22 protein-coding genes are annotated in these 20342 nt (G+C 37.4%); 4 read left to right on the top strand and 18 right to left on the bottom strand.

The features are described from left to right. The first annotated feature begins 184 nt into the window (after positions 1-184). Positions 185-1711 carry an endonuclease gene (locus JO178_RS21165; protein WP_291940277.1) on the top strand — a complete coding sequence of 509 codons (1527 nt, stop codon included), beginning with the start codon at positions 185-187 and terminating at the stop codon, positions 1709-1711. A 62-nt stretch (positions 1712-1773) separates the two neighbouring features. Here JO178_RS21165 and JO178_RS21160 read toward each other — a convergent pair whose 3' ends face one another. The 12 genes from JO178_RS21160 to namA form a co-directional block, all read right to left on the bottom strand. Continuing rightward, positions 1774-2553 (bottom strand): hypothetical protein, encoded by a 780-nt coding sequence (locus tag JO178_RS21160; RefSeq protein ID WP_291940275.1) that lies wholly within the window; start codon positions 2551-2553, stop codon positions 1774-1776. A 118-nt stretch (positions 2554-2671) separates the two neighbouring features. After that, positions 2672-3025 carry a hypothetical protein gene (locus JO178_RS21155; protein WP_291940273.1) on the bottom strand — a complete coding sequence of 118 codons (354 nt, stop codon included), beginning with the start codon at positions 3023-3025 and terminating at the stop codon, positions 2672-2674. 11 nt (positions 3026-3036) lie between these two features. Next, positions 3037-5691, bottom strand: a complete 2655-nt coding sequence (locus JO178_RS21150; protein ID WP_291940271.1) for an OmpA family protein — start codon at positions 5689-5691, stop codon at positions 3037-3039. A gap of 11 nt (positions 5692-5702) precedes the next feature. Continuing rightward, positions 5703-6191, bottom strand: coding sequence for a DUF4280 domain-containing protein (locus JO178_RS21145; RefSeq protein WP_291940269.1), 489 nt, complete (start codon positions 6189-6191; stop codon positions 5703-5705). A gap of 74 nt (positions 6192-6265) precedes the next feature. Further along, positions 6266-7306, bottom strand: a complete 1041-nt coding sequence (locus JO178_RS21140; protein WP_291940267.1) for a hypothetical protein — start codon at positions 7304-7306, stop codon at positions 6266-6268. Between the two features lie 54 nt (positions 7307-7360). Further along, positions 7361-8773 carry a DUF2235 domain-containing protein gene (locus tag JO178_RS21135; RefSeq protein ID WP_291940266.1) on the bottom strand — a complete coding sequence of 471 codons (1413 nt, stop codon included), beginning with the start codon at positions 8771-8773 and terminating at the stop codon, positions 7361-7363. A 34-nt stretch (positions 8774-8807) separates the two neighbouring features. Next, positions 8808-9782: a DUF2931 family protein gene (locus tag JO178_RS21130; RefSeq protein ID WP_291940264.1), complete on the bottom strand. Its 975-nt coding sequence runs from the start codon at positions 9780-9782 to the stop codon at positions 8808-8810. 64 nt (positions 9783-9846) lie between these two features. Further along, the gene (locus JO178_RS21125) at positions 9847-10017 is read right to left on the bottom strand and encodes a hypothetical protein (RefSeq protein ID WP_291940262.1); all 171 of its coding nucleotides are present in this window, start codon (positions 10015-10017) and stop codon (positions 9847-9849) included. Between the two features lies 1 nt (position 10018). Continuing rightward, positions 10019-11947 carry a phage baseplate assembly protein V gene (locus JO178_RS21120; protein WP_291940260.1) on the bottom strand — a complete coding sequence of 643 codons (1929 nt, stop codon included), beginning with the start codon at positions 11945-11947 and terminating at the stop codon, positions 10019-10021. 146 nt (positions 11948-12093) lie between these two features. Continuing rightward, positions 12094-12495 (bottom strand): type VI secretion system tube protein TssD, encoded by a 402-nt coding sequence (gene tssD, locus JO178_RS21115; RefSeq protein ID WP_291940258.1) that lies wholly within the window; start codon positions 12493-12495, stop codon positions 12094-12096. Positions 12496-12646: 151 nt separating this feature from the next. Then, entirely contained in the window at positions 12647-12937 is a 291-nt protein-coding gene (locus tag JO178_RS21110; RefSeq protein ID WP_291940257.1) for a DUF2752 domain-containing protein, read from the bottom strand. A gap of 27 nt (positions 12938-12964) precedes the next feature. Further along, positions 12965-14017, bottom strand: a complete 1053-nt coding sequence (gene namA / locus JO178_RS21105; protein WP_291940254.1) for an NADPH dehydrogenase NamA — start codon at positions 14015-14017, stop codon at positions 12965-12967. Positions 14018-14118: 101 nt separating this feature from the next. Here namA and JO178_RS21100 point away from each other — a divergent pair, with 101 nt between their 5' ends. After that, entirely contained in the window at positions 14119-14601 is a 483-nt protein-coding gene (locus tag JO178_RS21100; RefSeq protein WP_291940251.1) for a cytidine deaminase, read from the top strand. 235 nt (positions 14602-14836) lie between these two features. Here JO178_RS21100 and JO178_RS21095 read toward each other — a convergent pair whose 3' ends face one another. The 6 genes from JO178_RS21095 to JO178_RS21070 form a co-directional block, all read right to left on the bottom strand. Then, a complete protein-coding gene (locus tag JO178_RS21095) occupies positions 14837-15145 on the bottom strand; it encodes a barstar family protein (protein ID WP_291940249.1) in 309 nt (102 codons plus the stop codon). A 69-nt stretch (positions 15146-15214) separates the two neighbouring features. Then, on the bottom strand, positions 15215-15730 hold the full coding sequence (locus JO178_RS21090; protein WP_291940247.1) for a ribonuclease domain-containing protein: 516 nt from the start codon (positions 15728-15730) through the stop codon (positions 15215-15217). 67 nt (positions 15731-15797) lie between these two features. After that, positions 15798-16589 carry an NAD(+) synthase gene (gene nadE, locus JO178_RS21085; RefSeq protein ID WP_291940245.1) on the bottom strand — a complete coding sequence of 264 codons (792 nt, stop codon included), beginning with the start codon at positions 16587-16589 and terminating at the stop codon, positions 15798-15800. 11 nt (positions 16590-16600) lie between these two features. Continuing rightward, positions 16601-17131 carry an N-acetyltransferase gene (locus tag JO178_RS21080; RefSeq protein ID WP_291940243.1) on the bottom strand — a complete coding sequence of 177 codons (531 nt, stop codon included), beginning with the start codon at positions 17129-17131 and terminating at the stop codon, positions 16601-16603. Between the two features lie 6 nt (positions 17132-17137). Further along, entirely contained in the window at positions 17138-17659 is a 522-nt protein-coding gene (locus JO178_RS21075; protein WP_291940241.1) for a GNAT family N-acetyltransferase, read from the bottom strand. An 11-nt stretch (positions 17660-17670) separates the two neighbouring features. Beyond that, positions 17671-18309, bottom strand: coding sequence for a leucine-rich repeat domain-containing protein (locus JO178_RS21070; protein ID WP_291940239.1), 639 nt, complete (start codon positions 18307-18309; stop codon positions 17671-17673). A gap of 52 nt (positions 18310-18361) precedes the next feature. Between JO178_RS21070 and JO178_RS21065 the strand changes: the two genes are divergently transcribed. Both JO178_RS21065 and JO178_RS21060 read left to right on the top strand, forming a co-directional pair. Continuing rightward, the gene (locus tag JO178_RS21065) at positions 18362-19345 is read left to right on the top strand and encodes a gliding motility protein GldB (protein WP_291940238.1); all 984 of its coding nucleotides are present in this window, start codon (positions 18362-18364) and stop codon (positions 19343-19345) included. Positions 19346-19428: 83 nt separating this feature from the next. Next, the gene (locus JO178_RS21060) at positions 19429-20331 is read left to right on the top strand and encodes an ABC transporter ATP-binding protein (protein ID WP_291940236.1); all 903 of its coding nucleotides are present in this window, start codon (positions 19429-19431) and stop codon (positions 20329-20331) included. The last annotated feature ends 11 nt before the right edge of the window (positions 20332-20342 follow it).

Below are 20342 nucleotides of genomic sequence, written 5' to 3'. Positions count from 1 at the left end.
GCTTTTTGTACCGGCATTTTTTATTCCAACCTGCTCTGACCAGCGATGCCATTTCTATGCATATTCATCAGAATACCCCAAATGACATTCAAAAATTAAACATGAATGCAGCACATTTAAAATTAATAATTATGTAATTTTTTATTCACAAAATTGTAGTAATCTTGGTGAAAATTATATTAATATGAAAAAAATCATCTTATTCTCTGTATTTGCGGGACTTGCACAGGCACAGGCTCCGGCAGGATACTATAACTCAGCCAGCGGATTAAGCGGTGCAGCACTTAAAACGGCATTAAGTACCATTATCAGCAACGGTCATATAGATAAAGGCTATAACGGATTGTGGACCGGGTATAAAACAACGGATATCGACAGAGATTACGAGAATGACGGATCTATTCTTGATATCTATTCTGAGAAACCAACAGGGCCGGATCCTTATAAATATATGCCCGGAACCAACCAATGCGGTACGTATTCTACAGAAGGCAATTGCTATAACAGGGAACATGTTGTTCCTCAAAGTTTATTTAACCAGGCTTCTCCTATGGTGGCCGATATTCATTTTATCAGAGCTACAGACGGAAAAGTAAACGGGATGAGAAGTAACTATCCTTACGGAAAAGTAGGAAGTGCTTCTTTTACTTCGAAAAACGGATCAAAACTTGGAAGTTCTGCTTCTTCAGGATATTCGGGAACGGTTTTCGAACCGATCGATGAATTTAAAGGAGATGTAGCCCGTATGATTTTCTATTTTGTTACCCGTTACCAAAGCAAGCTTTCCACTTTCAGTTCGGGAGATATGCTGGGAGGTTCTACATTTCCGGGACTACAAAGCTGGGAGCTGAATGTACTTCTGGCGTGGCATAATCAGGACCCTGTTTCTCAGGCAGAAATCAAAAGAAATAATGCTTCTTACACTTATCAGGGTAACAGAAACCCGTTTATTGATAATCCCAATTATGTAAACCAAATCTGGGGTTCTTCTCCTAGTACAGGTGGAGGGACTACGACTCCGAATCCGAGTACAGGATGTGTTAACGAGACTTTTGAAACCATTCCTGACAGCAATGCATCTTATACGACAAGAACCTGGAGCAATGGCGGCGTATCGTGGACAGCTACTGATTCGAGAACAGATCAGACTATAAATAATAAAGCAATTACGGTAAGAAACGGCTCTTTATCATCCGGTAGTTCAAGTAATGGTATCGGTTCTTTAACGGTAACTACTCAGCTTAAATTTTCAGGAAGCAACGGAACTTTTGATGTAAAGGTAAACGGAACTACCGTTGGGACAATTCCATATGATACAACAGCGACAACAACAACCATCAACAATATTAATGTTTCCGGAAACGTAACGGTAAGTCTGGTGAATAACTCATCCTCTAACAGAGTGGCTATTGATGATCTTAAATGGACATGCTATTCCACGGGGACAGCCCGTCAGGCTAAGGCTACAGTTGACGAACCCAATACCCAGGGTTTTAAAATCTCTCCGAATCCGGTTACCAATCAGAAAATTTTTGTGAATGGCGATATTCAGAATGTTAAGAAAGCTGAAATTTATAATCTGCAGGGAAAAATCTTACAAACGGTAAATCAGCCTTTCAAAACCGGAAATTCTATCAGAACTCAAAATCTTGGGCAGGGAATCTACATTTTGAAACTGGATAATACCACTGTGCAGTTTTTAGTAAAATAACAGCCTGTTTATATTAAAAAGCTGGTCTCCCTCATGGAAGACCAGCTTTTTTATACAAAGTATTACCGTATAATACTGTATTTGTTATTCTTTTTATGAATCAACAGAGGTAATGAAAATTCTTCATTAGTTTCTTTATTGGTATAATGAATAACCGGTCTTTCTCCGGTTCCTGTTAAAGTACAAACTCTACCCGCTGCAAAAAATTTCAGTGCTGTAGACCTGGGAAATTCTTCCAGGATATAGTTACCCGCTGCCAGTTCTTCAAAGAGTTTAGATAATTCAAGTTTATTATCAACAATTCCAAGATACATTGAGGTGTCAATTTCCTCAAACTTATCTTTCATTTCCTGATGAATACCTTCTATATTTTTTTCTTTAAACATCATATAAATCATTCTGAAATATTGAATAATGGCATTTTGATCCAAAGACTTCGTATCCAATGGTTCTGAAACAGACCAGCCTGAAACTGTATAGTTTACTTCAGCTTTGAATTCGTTGACTGCGTCTTTAACGGGTGTTGTATGCTGTGAGAAATCCTGCTCATATCTGAACGCTTCATCGGTATTTTCATAATGCTCCGTAGAAGAATCATAACTAAATATTTTTACCTTAAAAAAACCATCCGGTCTTAAAGAAGTTTCTCCGTTTAATGGCAATACATTTATTTTTACTTTTTGTACCCCGGGCTGCAGTATAAAATGATTAACCGGGATATGTGATGAAATACTGCCTCCTGTGTGATGGGTAAAGGCAGGCAGATCATTAATAAAAATATCAAAATTACACAGGGAAGAATTAAAATCCACCAGGTAATAGGGTTCTGTAAATCGGGTCATTTTAGTATGCATTTATTGGCTAAAGACTGTATCTTCAGCATTACTTGGATCAATATTTTGACAGTCACCTCATCACACCTGCTTGAGTGTATGGATGATATGACGGAAAAAGGACTTATTATTTAAGCTTTATATATTTATTTTCCATCCCTTCGAAAGTAATCGTTAAAGTATCTTTTTTTATATTGTACTTACCTTCTGATTTTTCCTGGGTATCCTTTTCTACGGTAACTATTTTATCGTTCTGAACTTCATAGGTAGATTCTATGGTGTTTTGCATCTTTCCTTCTCCGAGATGCTGAAGGAACTTTCCGTCTTTGGTAAACTCCAAAATAATTTTTTCAACGGAACTTCCCGTCTTTGAATCTTTCAATGATCCGTCCCATTTACCAATCAGATTTGGATCTTCCTGTTTTTGTGAACTACAACTCATGGCTAAAAAACAACCTAAAATAACTAATATCTGTTTCATTTTTAATTTTATTAATTATCAGAATTCATATACTTTTTCTCAAATTTTATTTCATCAGGCATCACCAGCCTGGATTCTCCTTCATAGGTCAGTGTTCTTTTGAACACCCCTAATTTTACAGTTCCTATCGCTACAAAAGTAGCTTTTACGCCGGCAAATTCGGCTACAGGAGCTATATAAACTCCGTTTTTATCTGCCCCCACTTTTACACCGCCTGTAACAGAGGTACTTACATCGGCTTTTACTTCTCCTTCAAATGCAAGGTAACCTACTCCGCCTTTTGCCCAGGCTTTAAATTCAGCCACCACCTGTATTCTTCCGGTTGTTTTTATTTCACCGGAAGTTTCTTTCGGGTAAGAAGTGTTAAGGGTAACTTTACCATCTACAAAAATACCTCCACTGAAACTGATCAGGAAGTGCATTCCGGCTTCTTTCCCCAGTTTATCTAAAATCCACGTGATAATACTTCCCGCACCGGGACAAAGGGCATCGCCACCGAATTTTATAAAAATTTTCCAGAGATCGACTTCAATTTTAGCTTCCACCAAGGGTTTTGCAGATACCCCTACCACCACCATATGGGTGAGATCCAAAGCGGTTTTAGGAGCTCTCTCAAGATACCATTGCGCTGAAAATGCAATTTTAGGAGATTCTATGGTAAATCTGGCTTTTCCTTTAGATAACGGAGAATTGGAAATTCTTTCCGTCATGCTTTTCATTTTATTGAAAATCATTAAGGTCTTTCTGATCTTCCCATCCCATTTATGCCCCAGTTCCAGAGTCTGGGGTGCAGTAGATCTTCCTTGTGAAATTCTGTTCCATTCTGCTTTCAGAGAAAGAGCAAATGACTGATCCATTTCACCGTAGGTTTTGGACATCGCCCGGTCAAATTCAGAGCCTATTACTTTTTTCTTTCCTTCTTCAATATCATAAGGATGGAGCTTATTTCCAAAGGTATAAGCAAAAGGCTGGTCGTGATTCCATTTAAACTCAACCGTCCATTTGATATCCGGAAACACTTTTACCTGAATAACTGCATTATTTTTATTGGAAAACCACCGGCATGAATTGACAAATACATTATATATTGTTGCGGAACTCCGCATCGTTAAAGCATTGAATGAAGGCCAGATATAATTCAAAGGAGCTACATTGGCTCCCGCCAGTTGCGAGTGAACCGGAAAAGCCAATGAACTGTCATTGATTTCACGGTTGCTCTTATATTCCGGAGATTTTACAATGACCTTATTTTCATGTTTATCTTTCCCCCGAAAGCAACCTTTATTGGTATATCCCAGACTTGCTACTGTAAGATTGATATCCGAACTTGGTGCTAAAGCTTCATAAACAATTGTCTGTGCATCATGAGCACGAAATGTAAATGAAATATCTACTCTCCGGTTATTTTCGTATTCTTTTTCATTTTTATACCGGATATTATCTTTTCCCTGTTTATCATCGGTGGGATCTACTTCACCTTTTCCAACAGAAATAATTCTGGATGGGTCTAATCCTCCGTCTGCAAAGAATTTTTTGACAATATCTGCTCTTTTCTGAGATAATCCCTTATTATAATTTTGTTTGCCGATCACACAGGCATATCCACTCAGATTTATGGTAGAGCCTCTGTGTTCAAGGAGGAATTTCAGAATATTATTCAGTATTTCTTCGCCGTCTTTATCAATGATGGTAGAATCAAATTTATAAAAAATGGTTCTGTGAATATTTTCCTCAGGAGCACTTGTCTGCTTTAAACCTTTTCCGTTATCAAATACGGTAATGGTTGTATTACTGGCTTTCCCGTCTTTTGTTTCATTTTCCGTAATGTTGATCTGTTCAAATTTACAAGGCTCATAACGAACATTGCTTACATCCGGTTTATAAACTTTGGTAGGGGTCTGGTTTTTGCTGACACTGGTATTTGTACTCGCAACTTTATTCTTTACATTGAGGTAGATTCCATGAAGATCATCACCCAGCCTGTCTTTAATATAGGTTTTTGAAACCGGATCTTTTACCTTAATATAAAATTCTTCCACATTCTGGATATTGTCTACAAAGGCCATCCATGTGTATGTATTTTCAATTTTAAGATTGACTTCGCCATCGATAACCTGAACATCGAGGTAGGTGAAAACCAGCTTGTCTTTTCTGGCAGTCTGCCGGTTCCAGAGCTCTATACTGAGATTGTTTCCGTTGAGTCCTTCCGTTATCAGATTAAGGTAAACAAGATGCCCGTAAGAAATATATTGATTCTTTTTATTGTTTTTAATACTGGTTTTACTTCCCGGCTGAGTAGTCCATTTGCTGCTTACAATTGTAGGGTCACATATTCCTCTTACAAAAAGACCTGTTATATTTTTATCTCTTTTACCGGAGAGACTGGCTTCAATATAATAGTGATAACTGCCACAATATTGCTTTTCAATTAAAAAATCATATCCTGTCTTAGAAGGCCTCTGAACGAGAATTCTCTGTCTGCTGCTCGTTTGTTGCATCCAGATCAGTTCTTTCTTTTTATCTTCAGCCGTGGTACCGGGCAACCAGTCTTCTACTTCAAAATGTACATTCTGGTCCGGTTTTATGGTAATCCTCTTGCCTTTTACTGATTTATCAGGATAATAAAGCCCTTTTGTCATTTGTATTGTCTTAACTCCTTTCGCCATTTCTTTATTATTTAGATTACATCATCCTGTCTGCCATATTCAGGCTGTTCTTTATACATTTCTTCAGAACTTACCAGAGGATTGATCTGCTGTTGTACATCTTTATCAGCATTTTTAAAATTTTGCGCACCGGCTTCGGTTCTCTGGCCATGGTCTATGATCTCTATACAGGGTGTTCCTGCCACTGCACAAATGGCTTTGCTGTCTTCTACGATAATAAATCCGCCGTTGCTAAGCTGCACTTTGTCATAAAAGTTCTGCCATTCTGTTACCATAATTTTACATGGTGGTGGCGGGCCTCCGTTTTTAGTACAGTTTCCAAAGGTATTTTTTTCAAAGGTAGCTCCTCCTATTTCTTTCGTAGTAACGATCAGTTTTTTGGAAGCATCTTTATCGTTAGCATATTCTTTCTGGTGGGTAAGTACTTTAAGCTTATCCGGAGCCTGTCCGAACTGACATTTGCACATCGCGCCCTGTACTACAATATGTTTCTCTGCCATAGCTAAAATTCTTTATTCACAATGAGCAATCCGAAAAGGTCATCATTTAATTTCATTTCCATTTTGTATTGTTTTTATTCTGGTACCGTAGCAATCGCTACTGATATTTTCTTTTCTTCTTTCAGCATGATGCTGCATTCGAGATATAATGCCTCAGAAAGCTGAGTTTCTCCGTTCAGATAATATTGCATTCTGAAGTTCCCTCCATGATTCATTTCCGGATCCTCTTCAATAATCATTGTAAATGGTGATCCGTTTACAAAATCATAGATTGTTCTTTCATCGTTAAGCCTTCCTTCTCCTTCTATATTTACCAGATTGTAATCATCTTTCAACGGATCAATTTCAAATCTAATTTCATACTGAGGTTCAATGGGATTGTTGATGACGGGAAACTCCTCCGTGCTTTCTATCTGATATTCTGCACCAAATCTCTGATAAATCCCGAAAAATAAAGTCCTGATGAAATAATCATTTTTCAGATACAGATCAATAATCTCGGGATTAAAGATCAGCTGTTCTATTTTTTTACAGTAGCGGTCTACTGTTTCTCCTTCAAATTCCTTATACACCTCTTCTTTTATTGCGGCCCATCTCTGTTTAAATACAGAAAGGTTTTCCACCGCATAGAACTTTCCGTTTTCATCTGTACTGATCTGTAAAGGATATAATACTTTAGAAGTTTTGTAGGCGAGTGTATCGGCTATTTCATTCACTTCTTCCTTATTCAGATACAGAGCAGAAGTTCTGTCTATTTCAAAAAAGTGTAATTTATTTTCTTTTTTGAGCCAGCGTACGGAAGTTTCATATTTTAGTTCATTTTTGCTACTTCCGGATTCAATAGTAATGACAGCTCCATATCTGTGAAATGAGTTTTCAGGCCGAAAGATCAGTGTATTTCCCCTTTCAAATCTCACCAGCCTGCTTTTATCCGTTACAGCAGTTCTCGGAATGAAGATTTCTTTTTGTCCGGTGATCCCGATCAGTATCATATCTTTTACTTCACAATGATTGTTATGAAATACTTTTAAAGCATCTGCATCTATATTGTAAACTGCAGCGATACTTTTTAAAGTTTCATTTTCCTGAACGATATGTCTGTTAAATTTCTGCATATGATAATCCTTCGTCATGGAGTATTTCTACGGGTAAATTCTGTTTTTATTATTTTAATGAATAACTCTTTTTCTGTCTGATCTCGGATCCATACCAATACCTTCTCTTCTTGCAGACCAGTGCAGGTATTTGTTCCGAAGATCGGCCAGATCCTTTTGTTCTTTAACTTCTTTCTGATAGGCCTCATAATTCTGTTCCGGAATTTCTGCACCGCCGTACGCATCCCGTAATTCTTTTGCCCTTTTGAAAATATAGGGTTTTCCTTCTCCCATTACATAGGGTCTCAGCCTGTCTTTAACCCTCAGTAACAACTGATCATCTGCAATGGAGTATGTTTCGTCTGTAAGTTTTTTTATGGTAATAGGAAGACTTTTATCAATTCCATATTCTGCCATAAAATGTAAAGGAATATAACTGTATGTTTTCAGCAGATCCCTTTCTCCTCTCAGAGAAAGATAAAAACCTGGTGTAATCGTAAGCTGTTTTTCTTCATACCATCCTTCTGCAATAAGTTGTAATCTCAGGGCTTTAAGCTTGGTACTCGTCGTCCAGGAAGTTTCTACTTCTTCCCAGATTTCCGTTCCGTTTTCATAAGCTCCTCCCACATCACAGTGTACGCCCGGAAATGTCTTTTCAGTCCCGATATGTACCTGAGTAAGATCAAAGTTTTCCCGATGCTCATTTTCAGCGATAAAGTGGATCACAGTCTGAGCCTTTCCGATATCATTAAGACTGAGTTCTTCTACATCATTATTGAAATTAGGAAGCGGCGACGGGTATTTTGAATAAGAAGAAACGGTATCATAAATTCCCAGAAACCTTATTTTTAAAACATCTACAGTAATTCCGGCTTCTTCTAATTTTAATCCTAAATGTCCCCATTTCGGAAGATCTTCCGAAGAAACACTTTTACCGTCTTCATCAGTATAAGAGGTTGCACTCATTCCCTCGCCTGAAGCGGTATAAGATCTTGCTTTATATTTTGTTTTTCCTATTTCGTGTACAAAATTACGGGCAGCGGCAGCTCCACGGCTGAAACCGAATACATCAAAAGTAAGCACTGCAATTTTATCTGCTTTTTTTGAGCTTTTGATATTTTTCACTTTTTTTACAATCTCTTCACAGCCTTTTCTTACTTTACTTCTGATACCGGTTTCTCCTGTTCCGAAAGCATATCCCAGTGTTGCATCCCCTTTAGAATCTTCAGTTCCGATACCTTCTATATAGATTCCGAAACTTTTATCATAGTTATCCCACATACGGGCTACATTGCTCCAGTCGTTATTGTAACTGTTATTATCCTCCGGTACTCCCCCATATTTTTTATAGGCTTCATTATTCTCCTTCTTTGCGGTGGTATTCGTTTTATTATTTAAAGTTCCGTCAAAAAAAATTCCGATGGTAATATCCAATACTTCTTCTTTGGATATCGAAGGGGAATAACCTCCAAATTGATTGTTGTGCATTCTTCTTCTTTTAAGACTAATCGACAGTCATTTATTATTCTATCTTATGGGATAGCCTGATCTTTGCTTTTGTGATGGAAAGCTCTTCTTTTTCAGTAACCAGAGACAAAAATACTTTGGTATTGTCTTCATTTACTTTAATAGTAAAATCAATATCTTCATCATTACCCAGCTTTTGAAACAAGCCAAAAATTTCCTGTTCATCAAAAGCATCTATCCATACAGCATATCTGTTTTTATTTTTATCTCTCCAGTAAAAGCCGCAAAATTTCGGAATTGCTCTGTTTTTATAAGTATTATCCTGTAAACTTTTGGCAAAAAGATTTTCCTGTTCTCCGTTATAATTGGTAAACCCAAAATCAATCCACACACCTCCTTCCGGTAGAACAACAACAGGTTTCCAGCTGTACTTTTCCCTATAAGTTTCATAGATATCCGGAGCCGGATACCCTTCTGTTTTTATTTTTTCACGGATCTCCGGTTTGAAGGTTTTATATTCCGGATCATTTAACATCCTGTCTGCAAAACCTTCTTTTAGCATATACCGGGCATTGGAATACGCTTTTTCCTGAACAATTAAAGTATCATGAGCCTGAAAAGCACCGACTTCTTTCTGGTTACCTGGCCCTTTAGCCCATAAAACAACTTTTCCTTTCGGAGCTAATCCTACTACAAAAGATGAATAGGTGGTTCTTTTACGGGTATCCTGATCTACAAATCCTTCATCAAAAAGGCTTTTAATTTTCTTATGATCCAGTTCCCATTTTCCGGTATAGAATTTTTTTTCTACTAAAGAGTACCAGGTAAATTCAAGGTGGTGGGGAAGATCCATTTTTTCGGTATCTACACTCATTGTTCCTCCGTCATTTCCCCATCCTGTGTTCTGTGTTCCCCAGATTGCATCAAAACCATAGGTAAAATCATTAGCTACAATAGCGCCTTTATAAATTTCCATCGGATATTCCTGTGGTGCGGAAATACTTCCCAGCCAGCTGTATTTTTCTTCCATTTTTTTCTTTTGACAGTTTATTAATGAAAAACCGCATAAAACCAAAAGTACAAGAGCTTTTAATCTACCTGTTTCCATGAGACATTATTTTCTTATTGCTTGCCAGTACAAGGTTTTCCTTCTGTGCTTCTACATTGATTTTCTTTGCAATTTTTTCAACCTTTTTACCTACACTCAGGTGATAAGAGTCTTTAACTGTTATCGATATATTGGTTGCTGTTTTGATAATCGCCATATCAGAATAATTTTGATTTTTCAGCACTGTTGAATTCAACGATTTTTCCACTCTGCATCGTCATATTCTCGGCTTCACTGAACATGGATATTTCTCCTGCTATTTCATGAGATGTTTCAGACTGTCTCTTAAATTCTTTTTCTACCATTTCTGTTCTGGTATCTGAGGATTCTCTGATATCTCCCGATGCAGTAAGTCTCATATCTTTTCCGGCCGTAGAAATAATATCTTCATTGGCAGAGCTTGTAATGCTTGCTCCGGCACTTACTGAGATCTCTTTTCCGGCAGTGATATTGATATTCTCACCGGCATTTAAAGTAAAGTTTTTAGGAGCTTTCATACTGATACTGCCTTTACCATCCATAAAATAGGTATTCCCACTCGGATCAAGGATGGTAACACTTCCTTCTTCATCATTCATTAAGATTCTGATTCCGCTTCTGGTCTGAATAGATTTCAAACGGTTGTTTACGCCACCGCCTAAAGCTACTCCTCCATGGAACATTCCTCCCATCACGAAAGGTCTGTCCGGATGGCTGTGGACGAAATTTACCATTACCTGATCCCCTACTTCAGGAATAGCCACATAGCCCCTGTTTTGAGTAATCTGATCTGTTCCTCCGGCATCGGGGCTCATCATTCTTATAAAATGAGTTGTATCATTGGTTTGCCAATCGAATCTCACCTGAATTCTCCCTTGTCCTTCAGGGTCGGTATTGGAAATTACGGTAGCGGTCTGTGGTTCTGCTTTGGGAATGGTAAATTCCGGTTTTGGAAGAAATCCTGTATCTGCTGCAATTCCTACAAACTTCCCCTGATAATGGCCTTTCGTATCAATATCATGTTCGGCTTCGGTGATCATGATTCTTGTGAAATAAGAAGTTTCGTTGGAATCAGGTTTTCGCATCTGCATATCTACTACGCAACCCGGATGCAGAAAAGGAACGGTTGTATTTCCTGAAACAGAAAAAACATTTACCGCTTCACTTCCCGATGCGCTTTTTTGTGAATATTCAACATCTAAATGTGTGGATGCTTTAATAGGAGCCATCTGCAATGCAGGTGTTTTAAAGATGGTATCATTATGGCTGTATGCTGTTTTAGCCAGATCCCCGACATGTTTAATGGGGGTTGTTCCTGAAGTCAGTTTTTCATCTTTATTACTGTTGTAGCCGTAGAACTGAGGTCTGGTATGAACAGCCTTAAGCTCTACATTGATATCATTGGCATTACTTCCGTAGGTGAGTACAATAGGTTTGTTCTGAGGCGGAAGTTTCCCAAAATGCAGTACTTCACCGTCATAATAAAACTGTTCTCCATAAGCCTCAGCCATTCTTGCTAAATAATTATAATGCGTTTCGTCATATTGGCTGCTGTAGATAATCTGAGAAAAATTATGGGCGTCTACTCTGATATCAAAACGTCCTTTATCTATTCCCTGTTTAATTACCTCATCTGCAATAATCCCCATATTTACAGGCTGTGCGCCCCCAAAACTCTGAATGTGCGGAGCACCGTCCAGAAGAATAGTCGGACTGTAGCCGGTAAGTACGATATTTCCCAGACTCATTTTTTCCTGACTGAATCCTACACCGGTAATTACCCCAACAAAAGTTCTTTCAGGGCTGTTATCGATATCTTTATATGAAATAATGGCGGTAAGACGCTTTCCTAAGAATTTATTGGCATCCTCCAGCGTATGGGTCTGCCTTTCTCCTAAGGTATCATGAGCCAGAGTAAGGCTGAATTCATGATGTCGTCTTGTACTTTGCTTAAGATTGAAATGTTTATAATATTTAATCATCTTTCCTTCTATAACCAAAGAAAGTTTTACCAAACGATTAATTCCGGTATGATGATTTTCGGATACACCGTCAGCATTTTGTGTGGGTCTAAAAGAGCCCGCATTTTTTCCAGGTGTGTTTGACATATTTTGTAGTGATTTGTTATTTTTTTTTAATTATTCTTTGAATTATTGTTGATTTCGAACCTTAATAATTCCTAGAATCTGGATTTACACCAGGTAAAAAAAGACCGTCTTAAAGGACAGTCTTTTCATATCTTAATACTGAAGACTTAGCTTGGCCAAAGTCCGTCATAAGATGAGTTTCCGTAAGTAATGCTTTCTGCACTTATTACAAAGCTTACCAGCATATTATTGCTGTCTAAAGCATCAAAGTCTACTTCATGCTGGATTACATATCCGTTTTCCCAATGTAAAGAAATCAATGTTCCTTCTTCATGGGACTTGTTGAATGTAATTTCTCCGTTTGTAGGCTTATACTTGCTGTTGAGTAGACTTTCAAGAACATCAGATTTCTCTGTTGCTTCAATAGTTACTTTAATAAGAGCATTTGACGGATCTGAAGCCACACGTCCTGAAACGTCTGTAGATCTGGATACACTGTAATTAAGCTTTAACAGCTTTTGACCTTCACCTCCATTGAATTTTAAGATTCCTCTTGAATTTCCTGCCATATTCTTAAATTTTGTCCTTAATGATTCTTCCCGTGTATAGGAATTGTCTAACAAAGATAGACTTCATGCTCTAATCTGAAAAGTTTTTAGCCAACAGTTTCGGAAATTGTAGTAATTCTACGACTTTTCAGATAAAAGATTAATAATCGCCTTAAGGATGCGCACAATAATGTTTGTAAATATAAGATACCACAATAATAACAAGATTAACCCCCGCCATTATCATCAGTATATTACTATACTTTCTTTTCCTGTCTATATAACTGAGACCAAGAGTAAAGAAAAACAATAATAAAGTATATACGGCAGGATACATCTGAAAAGCTTCATAAAATTTCCCTTCAAAAACCAGCACGACGGCCCTCTGAGCACCACATCCAAGGCATTCTACTCCCAAAAACTTTTTACTGGGACAGGTCAGCATGAAGTCTTCAATATTCATTCTGCAGTATTATATATTCTATTATTTTTATGAGGAGATTTTCGCCCTGGTATATTGATGCGGAAAAAAGCAGTCTTCTTTCATTTCAAACGAACCCTGAACGGCAATGTAGGGATTTCTTAAAATCTCTCTTGCAATAAAAATAAGATCTGCATCCCCGTTTTGAAGAATTTCTTCTGCCTGATCAATCTGGGTAATTAAACCTACAGCACCTGTTTTCACAGAAGCTTTATTTCTTACCTGAGAGGAAAAAGGTACCTGATATCCGTCAAAGACAGAAATTTTAGCCCCGTGAATATTTCCCCCGCTTGAAACATCTACCAGATCTACGGCATGTTCTTTAAGCACTTTTGCAAGTGCAACGCTGCTCTCAAGGTCCCATCCGTTTTCAGCATACTCCGTTCCTGAAATGCGCACAAAAAGCGCTGTATTTTCATTTAACTCTTTGTTCACTGCATCTACGATTTCAATCAAAAACCGGATCCTGTTTTCAAAGCTTCCGCCATATTCATCTGTTCTGATATTAGAAAGCGGAGACAGAAACTGATGGATAAGGTATCCGTGAGCTCCGTGAATTTCAATCATATCAAACCCTGCTGTTACGGCTCTTTTTGCGGCATCTTTAAAATTTTGCACAAGCTCTTTTATCTCAACCGTACTCAATACATGCGGAATTCTTTCTGTAGGATGATAAGGAATAGGACTTGGTGCTATCGTTTCCCAGCCTTCTTCGACAGAAATCTGATGATTATTCCATGTGGAACCTTTTCTTCCGGCATGAGCCAGCTGGATTCCTATCTTACTATCTGAATTATTGTGAACAAAATCTACAATTCTCTGCAATTTTTCAGCCTGCTCATCATTCCAGATTCCCATACAGTGATTGGTAATTCTGCCTCTCGGCTCCACTCCTGTTGCTTCTACCATAATGAGCCCTGTTCCTCCCTGCGCTCTGCTTCCGTAATGAACAAAATGAAAATCATTTGCCATTCCGTTTTCACATGAATACATACACATAGGTGACATTACCCATCTGTTTTGTAAAACTACATTTCTGAATTTTATTGGTGTGTATAACATTTGATCTTATAAAAAAATTCAACTTAAATTCCAGAGAAATAAAATATTGCCCAACTCATTAAAAAGAACTAATTTTACCCCCCTTTTTTAGTCTACAATATATGAAAAAAGACATTCAGATCAGTTACGAATATTTTAAAAATAGCAGCGAACTGAGCGACATAGAAACTCAATTATTCGCAAGGGCCAAAGAGGCGCGCGAAAATGCTTATGCACCTTATTCACAATTTTTAGTGGGGTGTTCCGTATTATTGGAAAACGGAGAAATCTATTCCGGAAACAACCAGGAAAATGCGGCTTATCCTTCGGGCCTCTGTGCCGAGAGAACTACTCTGTTCTGGGTAGCAGCCAATTTTCCGGATGTGAAAATAAAAAAGATTTTTGTTGTTGGAGGTCCTAAGCAATTCCACGAAAGCAATCCGCCGATTCCGCCTTGCGGAGCCTGCCGCCAAAGCTTAATTGAATATGAAACCAAACAGAACGAAAATATTGACCTTTATTTTTCAAGTATGAATGAAGAAGTGGTAAAAGTACATGCAGTGAAAGATTTGCTGCCTTTTTATTTTGATTCAACGTTTTTATAAGATCACGGAAAAGTGCATTGTAAAATCTATAATCATTTATGGCGTTGATTATTTGCCACGAATACGCGGATAAAACAAAGCATGATACGGTTTAAAAATAAGGTTTCCAAATGGTGAAAAACACCGGCTTATCCTGCCTGTATTGTTGTATTTTACAGTAAATTTCAATGGGCACTATAAAAAAGAGAGGTTGTTCTATTTCTAAAACAACCTCTTTACTTTTTACATTACAGAATTAACCTTCAGTTTCTTCACCATTCTCATCGTCTTCGTACTGCTCCAGATAGTAGCTGAAAGTGAAATCTTCTACCTCTTCTTCAGCATCTTCCAAAGTGGTCAGTAAATCTTCAAACATTTCGAGCTGATCAACGGTCATATTGACAAATTCGATGTGAAGTGGCATTTCCAGGTCTCCTGTGATGGTATCATAAAGTGCATCAAGATTATCCCCAAAATGCTCAGGAAGCTTAATTTTCTCCTTTAACTGGGCATAAAAATCTTCATAGTCACCTATGTCTGTAAAATCTATATATACTGTCTTCATATTTTTAATTTAATTCTAATAATAATAATTCACCTGTCGTTACAGGGAATAGACTAACTAAGCACCGCCTTACTGCTTTTCAAAACTTTTGTAATGGTTTTTGGTAAGATAAACCTCTCCGTTTCGGGTAAAAATAATCCGATCTGTCTGTCGGCTTCCGCAATGATAATTGACATCGGCTTCAAAATACTTTTCTCCGTCCGGAAGTCTTCCTTCTCTGTTACCGAATTTATCTCCACCGATAGCTTTTCCGGGAAGCGCCTCACAAAGATTTCCCTGTGAAGGGTTCCAGCCTTGTTTTCTGGCTTCATTTTTAGTGATATAATAATCCGGCAGTCTGTGATTTTGTTTCACATAACTGATCACTGTTTTTTCTTCTGTAAGTTTTTCAATAGAAACCTGGTCTGTATTTCCAGAAGTATACTGATTTTCAGCCGCTGTACTTCCATAGTTTACCGCTTCCGTTTTTCCGGCATATGACCGGTCCTTTTTATCTCTAATATAATTTTTGTAAACATACATCACGGACATCCCGAAAAGAAGCCCGAGGCACATAAAAAGTACTGCTCTTATTTTGGTATTCATAACAAGATTTTATTAATTTAACAATGATTCTTTAATGATTGATAAGCCGGTACATCATGTATATTGATTAATTTCTCCATTCTTCCGGAATATCACAGATCGGAATAGGTTCCATTTTATGTTTTGCTGCTTTATGCATTCTGTCAAAAATGAGAAAGACTTCTTTATCTCTGCCCTCATAATCTTCGGCCGTCTTGATTCCGTATTCTTTCTGAATTTTCTCCAATTCGGGATAAGTAGCACCAATCTGTTGTTCATCAGTTCTGTCTACATCCCAGAGACCGTCAGTCGGAATGGCTTCCTGAATGCTTTTAATCAGATTCAGTCCTTTGGCCAGCGTGTAGACTTCCGTTTTATAAAGGTCAGCAATAGGGGAAACATCTACTCCTCCGTCACCGTATTTTGTATAAAATCCGATACCGAAGTCTTCCACTTTATTTCCCGTACCACATACGAGAAGTCCGTTCAATTGCCCGTAGTAATAAAGTGTAAGCATTCTTAAACGGGATCTTGTATTGGCAAAAGCTAGTTTTTCATTCGGATACAGATCGTCCTTCACATCAAAAGTCTTATAAAGCTCTTCGAATGCAGGGGTAAGATCTACAGACATTATTTCTACATTTGGAAATCTTGATTTCAGGTCGTTCATATGGTCTAAGGCCCGGTCTACCTGATCTGCTTTCTGACGAATTGGCATCTCAATCAGTAGTGTTTTCATGCCCGTCATTGCGGCCAGGGTAGAAACCACTCCTGAATCCACTCCTCCTGAAACTCCAATTACATAACCATTTACTCTGGCTTTTGTAGCATAATCTTTTAACCAGCTTACAATATGATCTATCACTTTTTGTGTCTGCATCGTTTATATTTTTATTCTATTCCAAATTCTTTAGGGTATTTTACAAGCCCCTGTTTATTTTTCAATCCGTTTTTCACCAATTCTATAGCCATTCCATTTTCTTCCGGAATTTCAAACGGAAAAGAAATTCCAAAATTACTGGTTTTTTCGTAACCAAACTTAGGATAATAATTTTCATGCCCGATAAGTATAACGGAATCATATCCCAATTCCTTTGCAATGGAATGACCATGAAGGATAAGTTCTTTTCCAATTCCCTGATTTTGAAATCCGGGCCGTACAGAAACAGGAGCCAGTGCTAATGATTCATAGGCTTCCGAACCATTTTCTATTTTAATTTTTGTAAAAAGAATATGACCTGTAATCTCACCGTTTTCATCTTCTGCCACCAGTGAAAGCTCCGGAATAAAAGCCTCCGATGTTCTCAGTTTTTCTACAAGAATCTGTTCCTGATGATCACTGTATTCCATCTGTTCAAAAGCTTCTTCAATGAGCTGAAAAACTTTTTTAAAATCTTTTTCTTCTTCCTGTCGTATAATCATGGGATTTCAGAGGTATTTTTCTCGTTTTAGTTCATACCAGAAGCAGTCTGCTCCTGAATCTTCAAATGCTCCTGTCTTCTCAAAACCTAATTTTTTCAGGATATAATTGGATCCTGCATTTCCGGAATCTGCGTAGGCATAGATCATTTCGGCATTCATTTCTTTAAAACCATAATCAAGAGAAGCTTTCGCTGCTTCCATTGCATACCCCTTTCCCCAGAATGCAGGAATGAAACGATATCCCAGATCCAGTGTATGGATATAACCATTGACCGGCTGAGTTAATAATTTTAAGCCGCTCCATCCTATCATCAAACCGCTTTCCTTTTCAATGACGGCAAGCCTTCCTACTCCGTTTTCTTCATATTGTTTCTGAATCATCTGAATCATTTTTTTTGATTCGTCAGCACTGGTAACGGGAATTCCCAGATATTTCATGACTTCCGGATCAGAATCCATAAGAAACATGCGCTCATAATCCGGATCCTCAAATTTTCTTAAAATCAGTCTTTCAGTTTCTATTTTCATGATGTTTCATTTTATTCTTCAGCTCCAAAAATCGTTATGTCCGTTTTTGTGCCTTTTGTAATATTCCTTTCTTTCATGGCATTTTCACCAATATTGACCGTCTGTAAAACAGGATTCCCTGAAATATCCAGGCTATGAATATTGTTATGCTCAAGATTTAATTTCCTTAAATTTTTAAACTGAGAAAGGTCAATTGCTTTTAATTGATTTAAAGATAATGTTAATTGATCAATTCTTGGAATTCCTTTTAATGAAATTGTTTCCAAGAGATTATGATCCAGATACAACGAAGTCAGGTTTTTCAGATTTTCTACTGTAAAAGAGGAAATTTTACATCCCGTACAGGAAAATAATTCCAGATGATTCAAATTGCTCAGGACAATATCCGGAATGGCATTATCATCGAGAATAATCATTTTTACGTTGTTAAAAAAATGCAGATCATCGGCGGAGGAAATATTTTTCTGAACCAAAAATAAATTGGTTACCATTCCGGCTTCTAATGGCTCTATGCTACCGTTCTTATTCAGATCAAAGTTTTCAAGTACTGCTTTCTCAAAGTTTTTATCTTTAAATTCAAGCTTCTGACTATAAAAAAAAGAAAGTCCCAAAATAAGGCATAGTACGGTAAATATTTTAATTTTCATCATGACTTGTATTTTTAATTCTTACTTTTGTAGCCTTAAATTTCATGTAAAAATAATGAAGATTTTTAGATTTATTGTGCTTTCTTCTGTGTTAGTTCTGGCTTTAGATTCCTGTAAAAAAGAATCTGACAATCCCTGGAAAATAGAAGTAAAGAATACTGCTGAAAAAGTAGAAATAACGGATATTTCCAAAGAATTCTACAATCAGGGGATTCCACTGGATCAGTTTAAGGCAAAATTCCCCTGGTTCCAGGGAACGGTTTCTGACACAGATTATGAGAAGAGAAGAGCAGATGCGGAGGAAATAAAAATCTATAAAGAGGCTGTCGGGAAAATAGATAGGGTAAAACTTCAGACAGAACTGCAGGATTTATTTTCACATATGAAATATTATTTTCCGCAATTTAAAAGTCCTAAAGTATACCTGTTTTCATCTGCACTACAAATGGTTCAGGATCCTATTTTTTACGATGAGAAAAAGAATCTTCTTTTTATTGACATTACAGGTTTCATGGGAGATGGAAATGCTCATTATAAAGGATTGGAACTTTATTTCCAAAAGTCGATGAATCCGCAGAATATTGTTCCGAAAGTCTCCCGCCTTTTCGCTGAAAATATTGTCACAGAATCACCTGATCATCAGAAATTCATTGACCAGATTATTCTCAACGGAAAAGTCATGATTCTTCAGGACGCTTTTTTGCCTGATTTCCCTGATTATCTGAAAATGAATTATACCCAGAAACAATATGACTGGGCTAAGGCTAATGAAGCCAATATCTGGAACTATTTTGTAGAAAGCGATTTGATTTTTGGTGATGATCCGCGACTGGGAGAGCGATTTATTGCTCCGGGACCTTTCTCAAAATTCTATACAGAAATTGACAATGAATCTTCCCCTCAAATCGGAATTTTTACAGGATGGCAGATCTGTAAAGCTTATCTTAAAGAAAAACCGGAAACAAAATTAACAGATTTCCTGAAGATGGATGCTACCACAATTTTTAATCAGTCGGGGTATAAACCTGTAACAAAATAGACAATATCACATACCTATAAAAGACCTTTTGTAAAGTACAGAAGGTCTTTTTTCTTTTTTTATTCTCACCAACACAATGAATTATGGAAAACTTAATTAGTATTCGAAATTTAAATTACGGATTCACTCACAACAGGCTTATTCTTAAAGATGTAAGTCTTTCGGTACCTAAAGGCAGTGTTTTCGGATTTCTGGGAGCCAATGGTGCCGGAAAATCTACAACCATGAAAGTACTTTTGGGAAATCTTCCTGACGAAAATAAAGCCGTAGAAATTTTCAGTAAGAATCTTACATCGCTTTATCCTGAAGGGTTTCAGAAAATAGGAAGCCTCATAGACAGTCCGGCTTTTTATGATCACCTGTCCGGCTGGGATAATCTTATCATTCTTTCCAGATTAAGAAACCTGCCTGATTCGGAATGTGAAAGGGTTTTACACCTCGTAGATCTGTGGGACCACAGGAATCTTAAGATGAAAAAGTATTCTCTGGGAATGAAACAGAGACTGGCCATTGCTATGACGCTCCTTGGCTCTCCCGAGCTTTTAATTCTTGATGAACCAGTGAATGGTCTTGATCCGAACGGAATGCTTGAAGTCCGTGAGCTTCTATTAAAACTTAATAAAGAACAGGGAATTACAATATTTATTTCAAGCCACCTCTTACAGGAGATTGAAAAAATGGTCACCCATCTCGCTATTATTTCAAACGGTTCTATTAAATTTTCAGGAAGTGTAGAAGAACTGAACACCCAGTACCGGCACAACCGGATCAGGATAGGTTTACATCAATCTGCAGATTTTGTACGGTATATTCCGGAGAATTATTCAGCAGAAATCATTGATGACAGCTCTATCGGGATAACCGTACAATCTAAAGAAGATATTATTAAACTGACTAAACTTCTGGTACAAAAAGATGCCGAAATTTTTGAGATCAAAAACAGTGCGGGACTGGAAGACTGGTTTATGGAAATTACCAAAAATTAAAATCAGCACAA

The sequence above is a fragment of the Chryseobacterium sp. genome (genome assembly GCF_019236175.1).
Taxonomy (GTDB): Bacteria; Bacteroidota; Bacteroidia; order Flavobacteriales; family Weeksellaceae; genus Chryseobacterium.
This window is presented reverse-complemented; position numbering and strand designations above follow the sequence as displayed.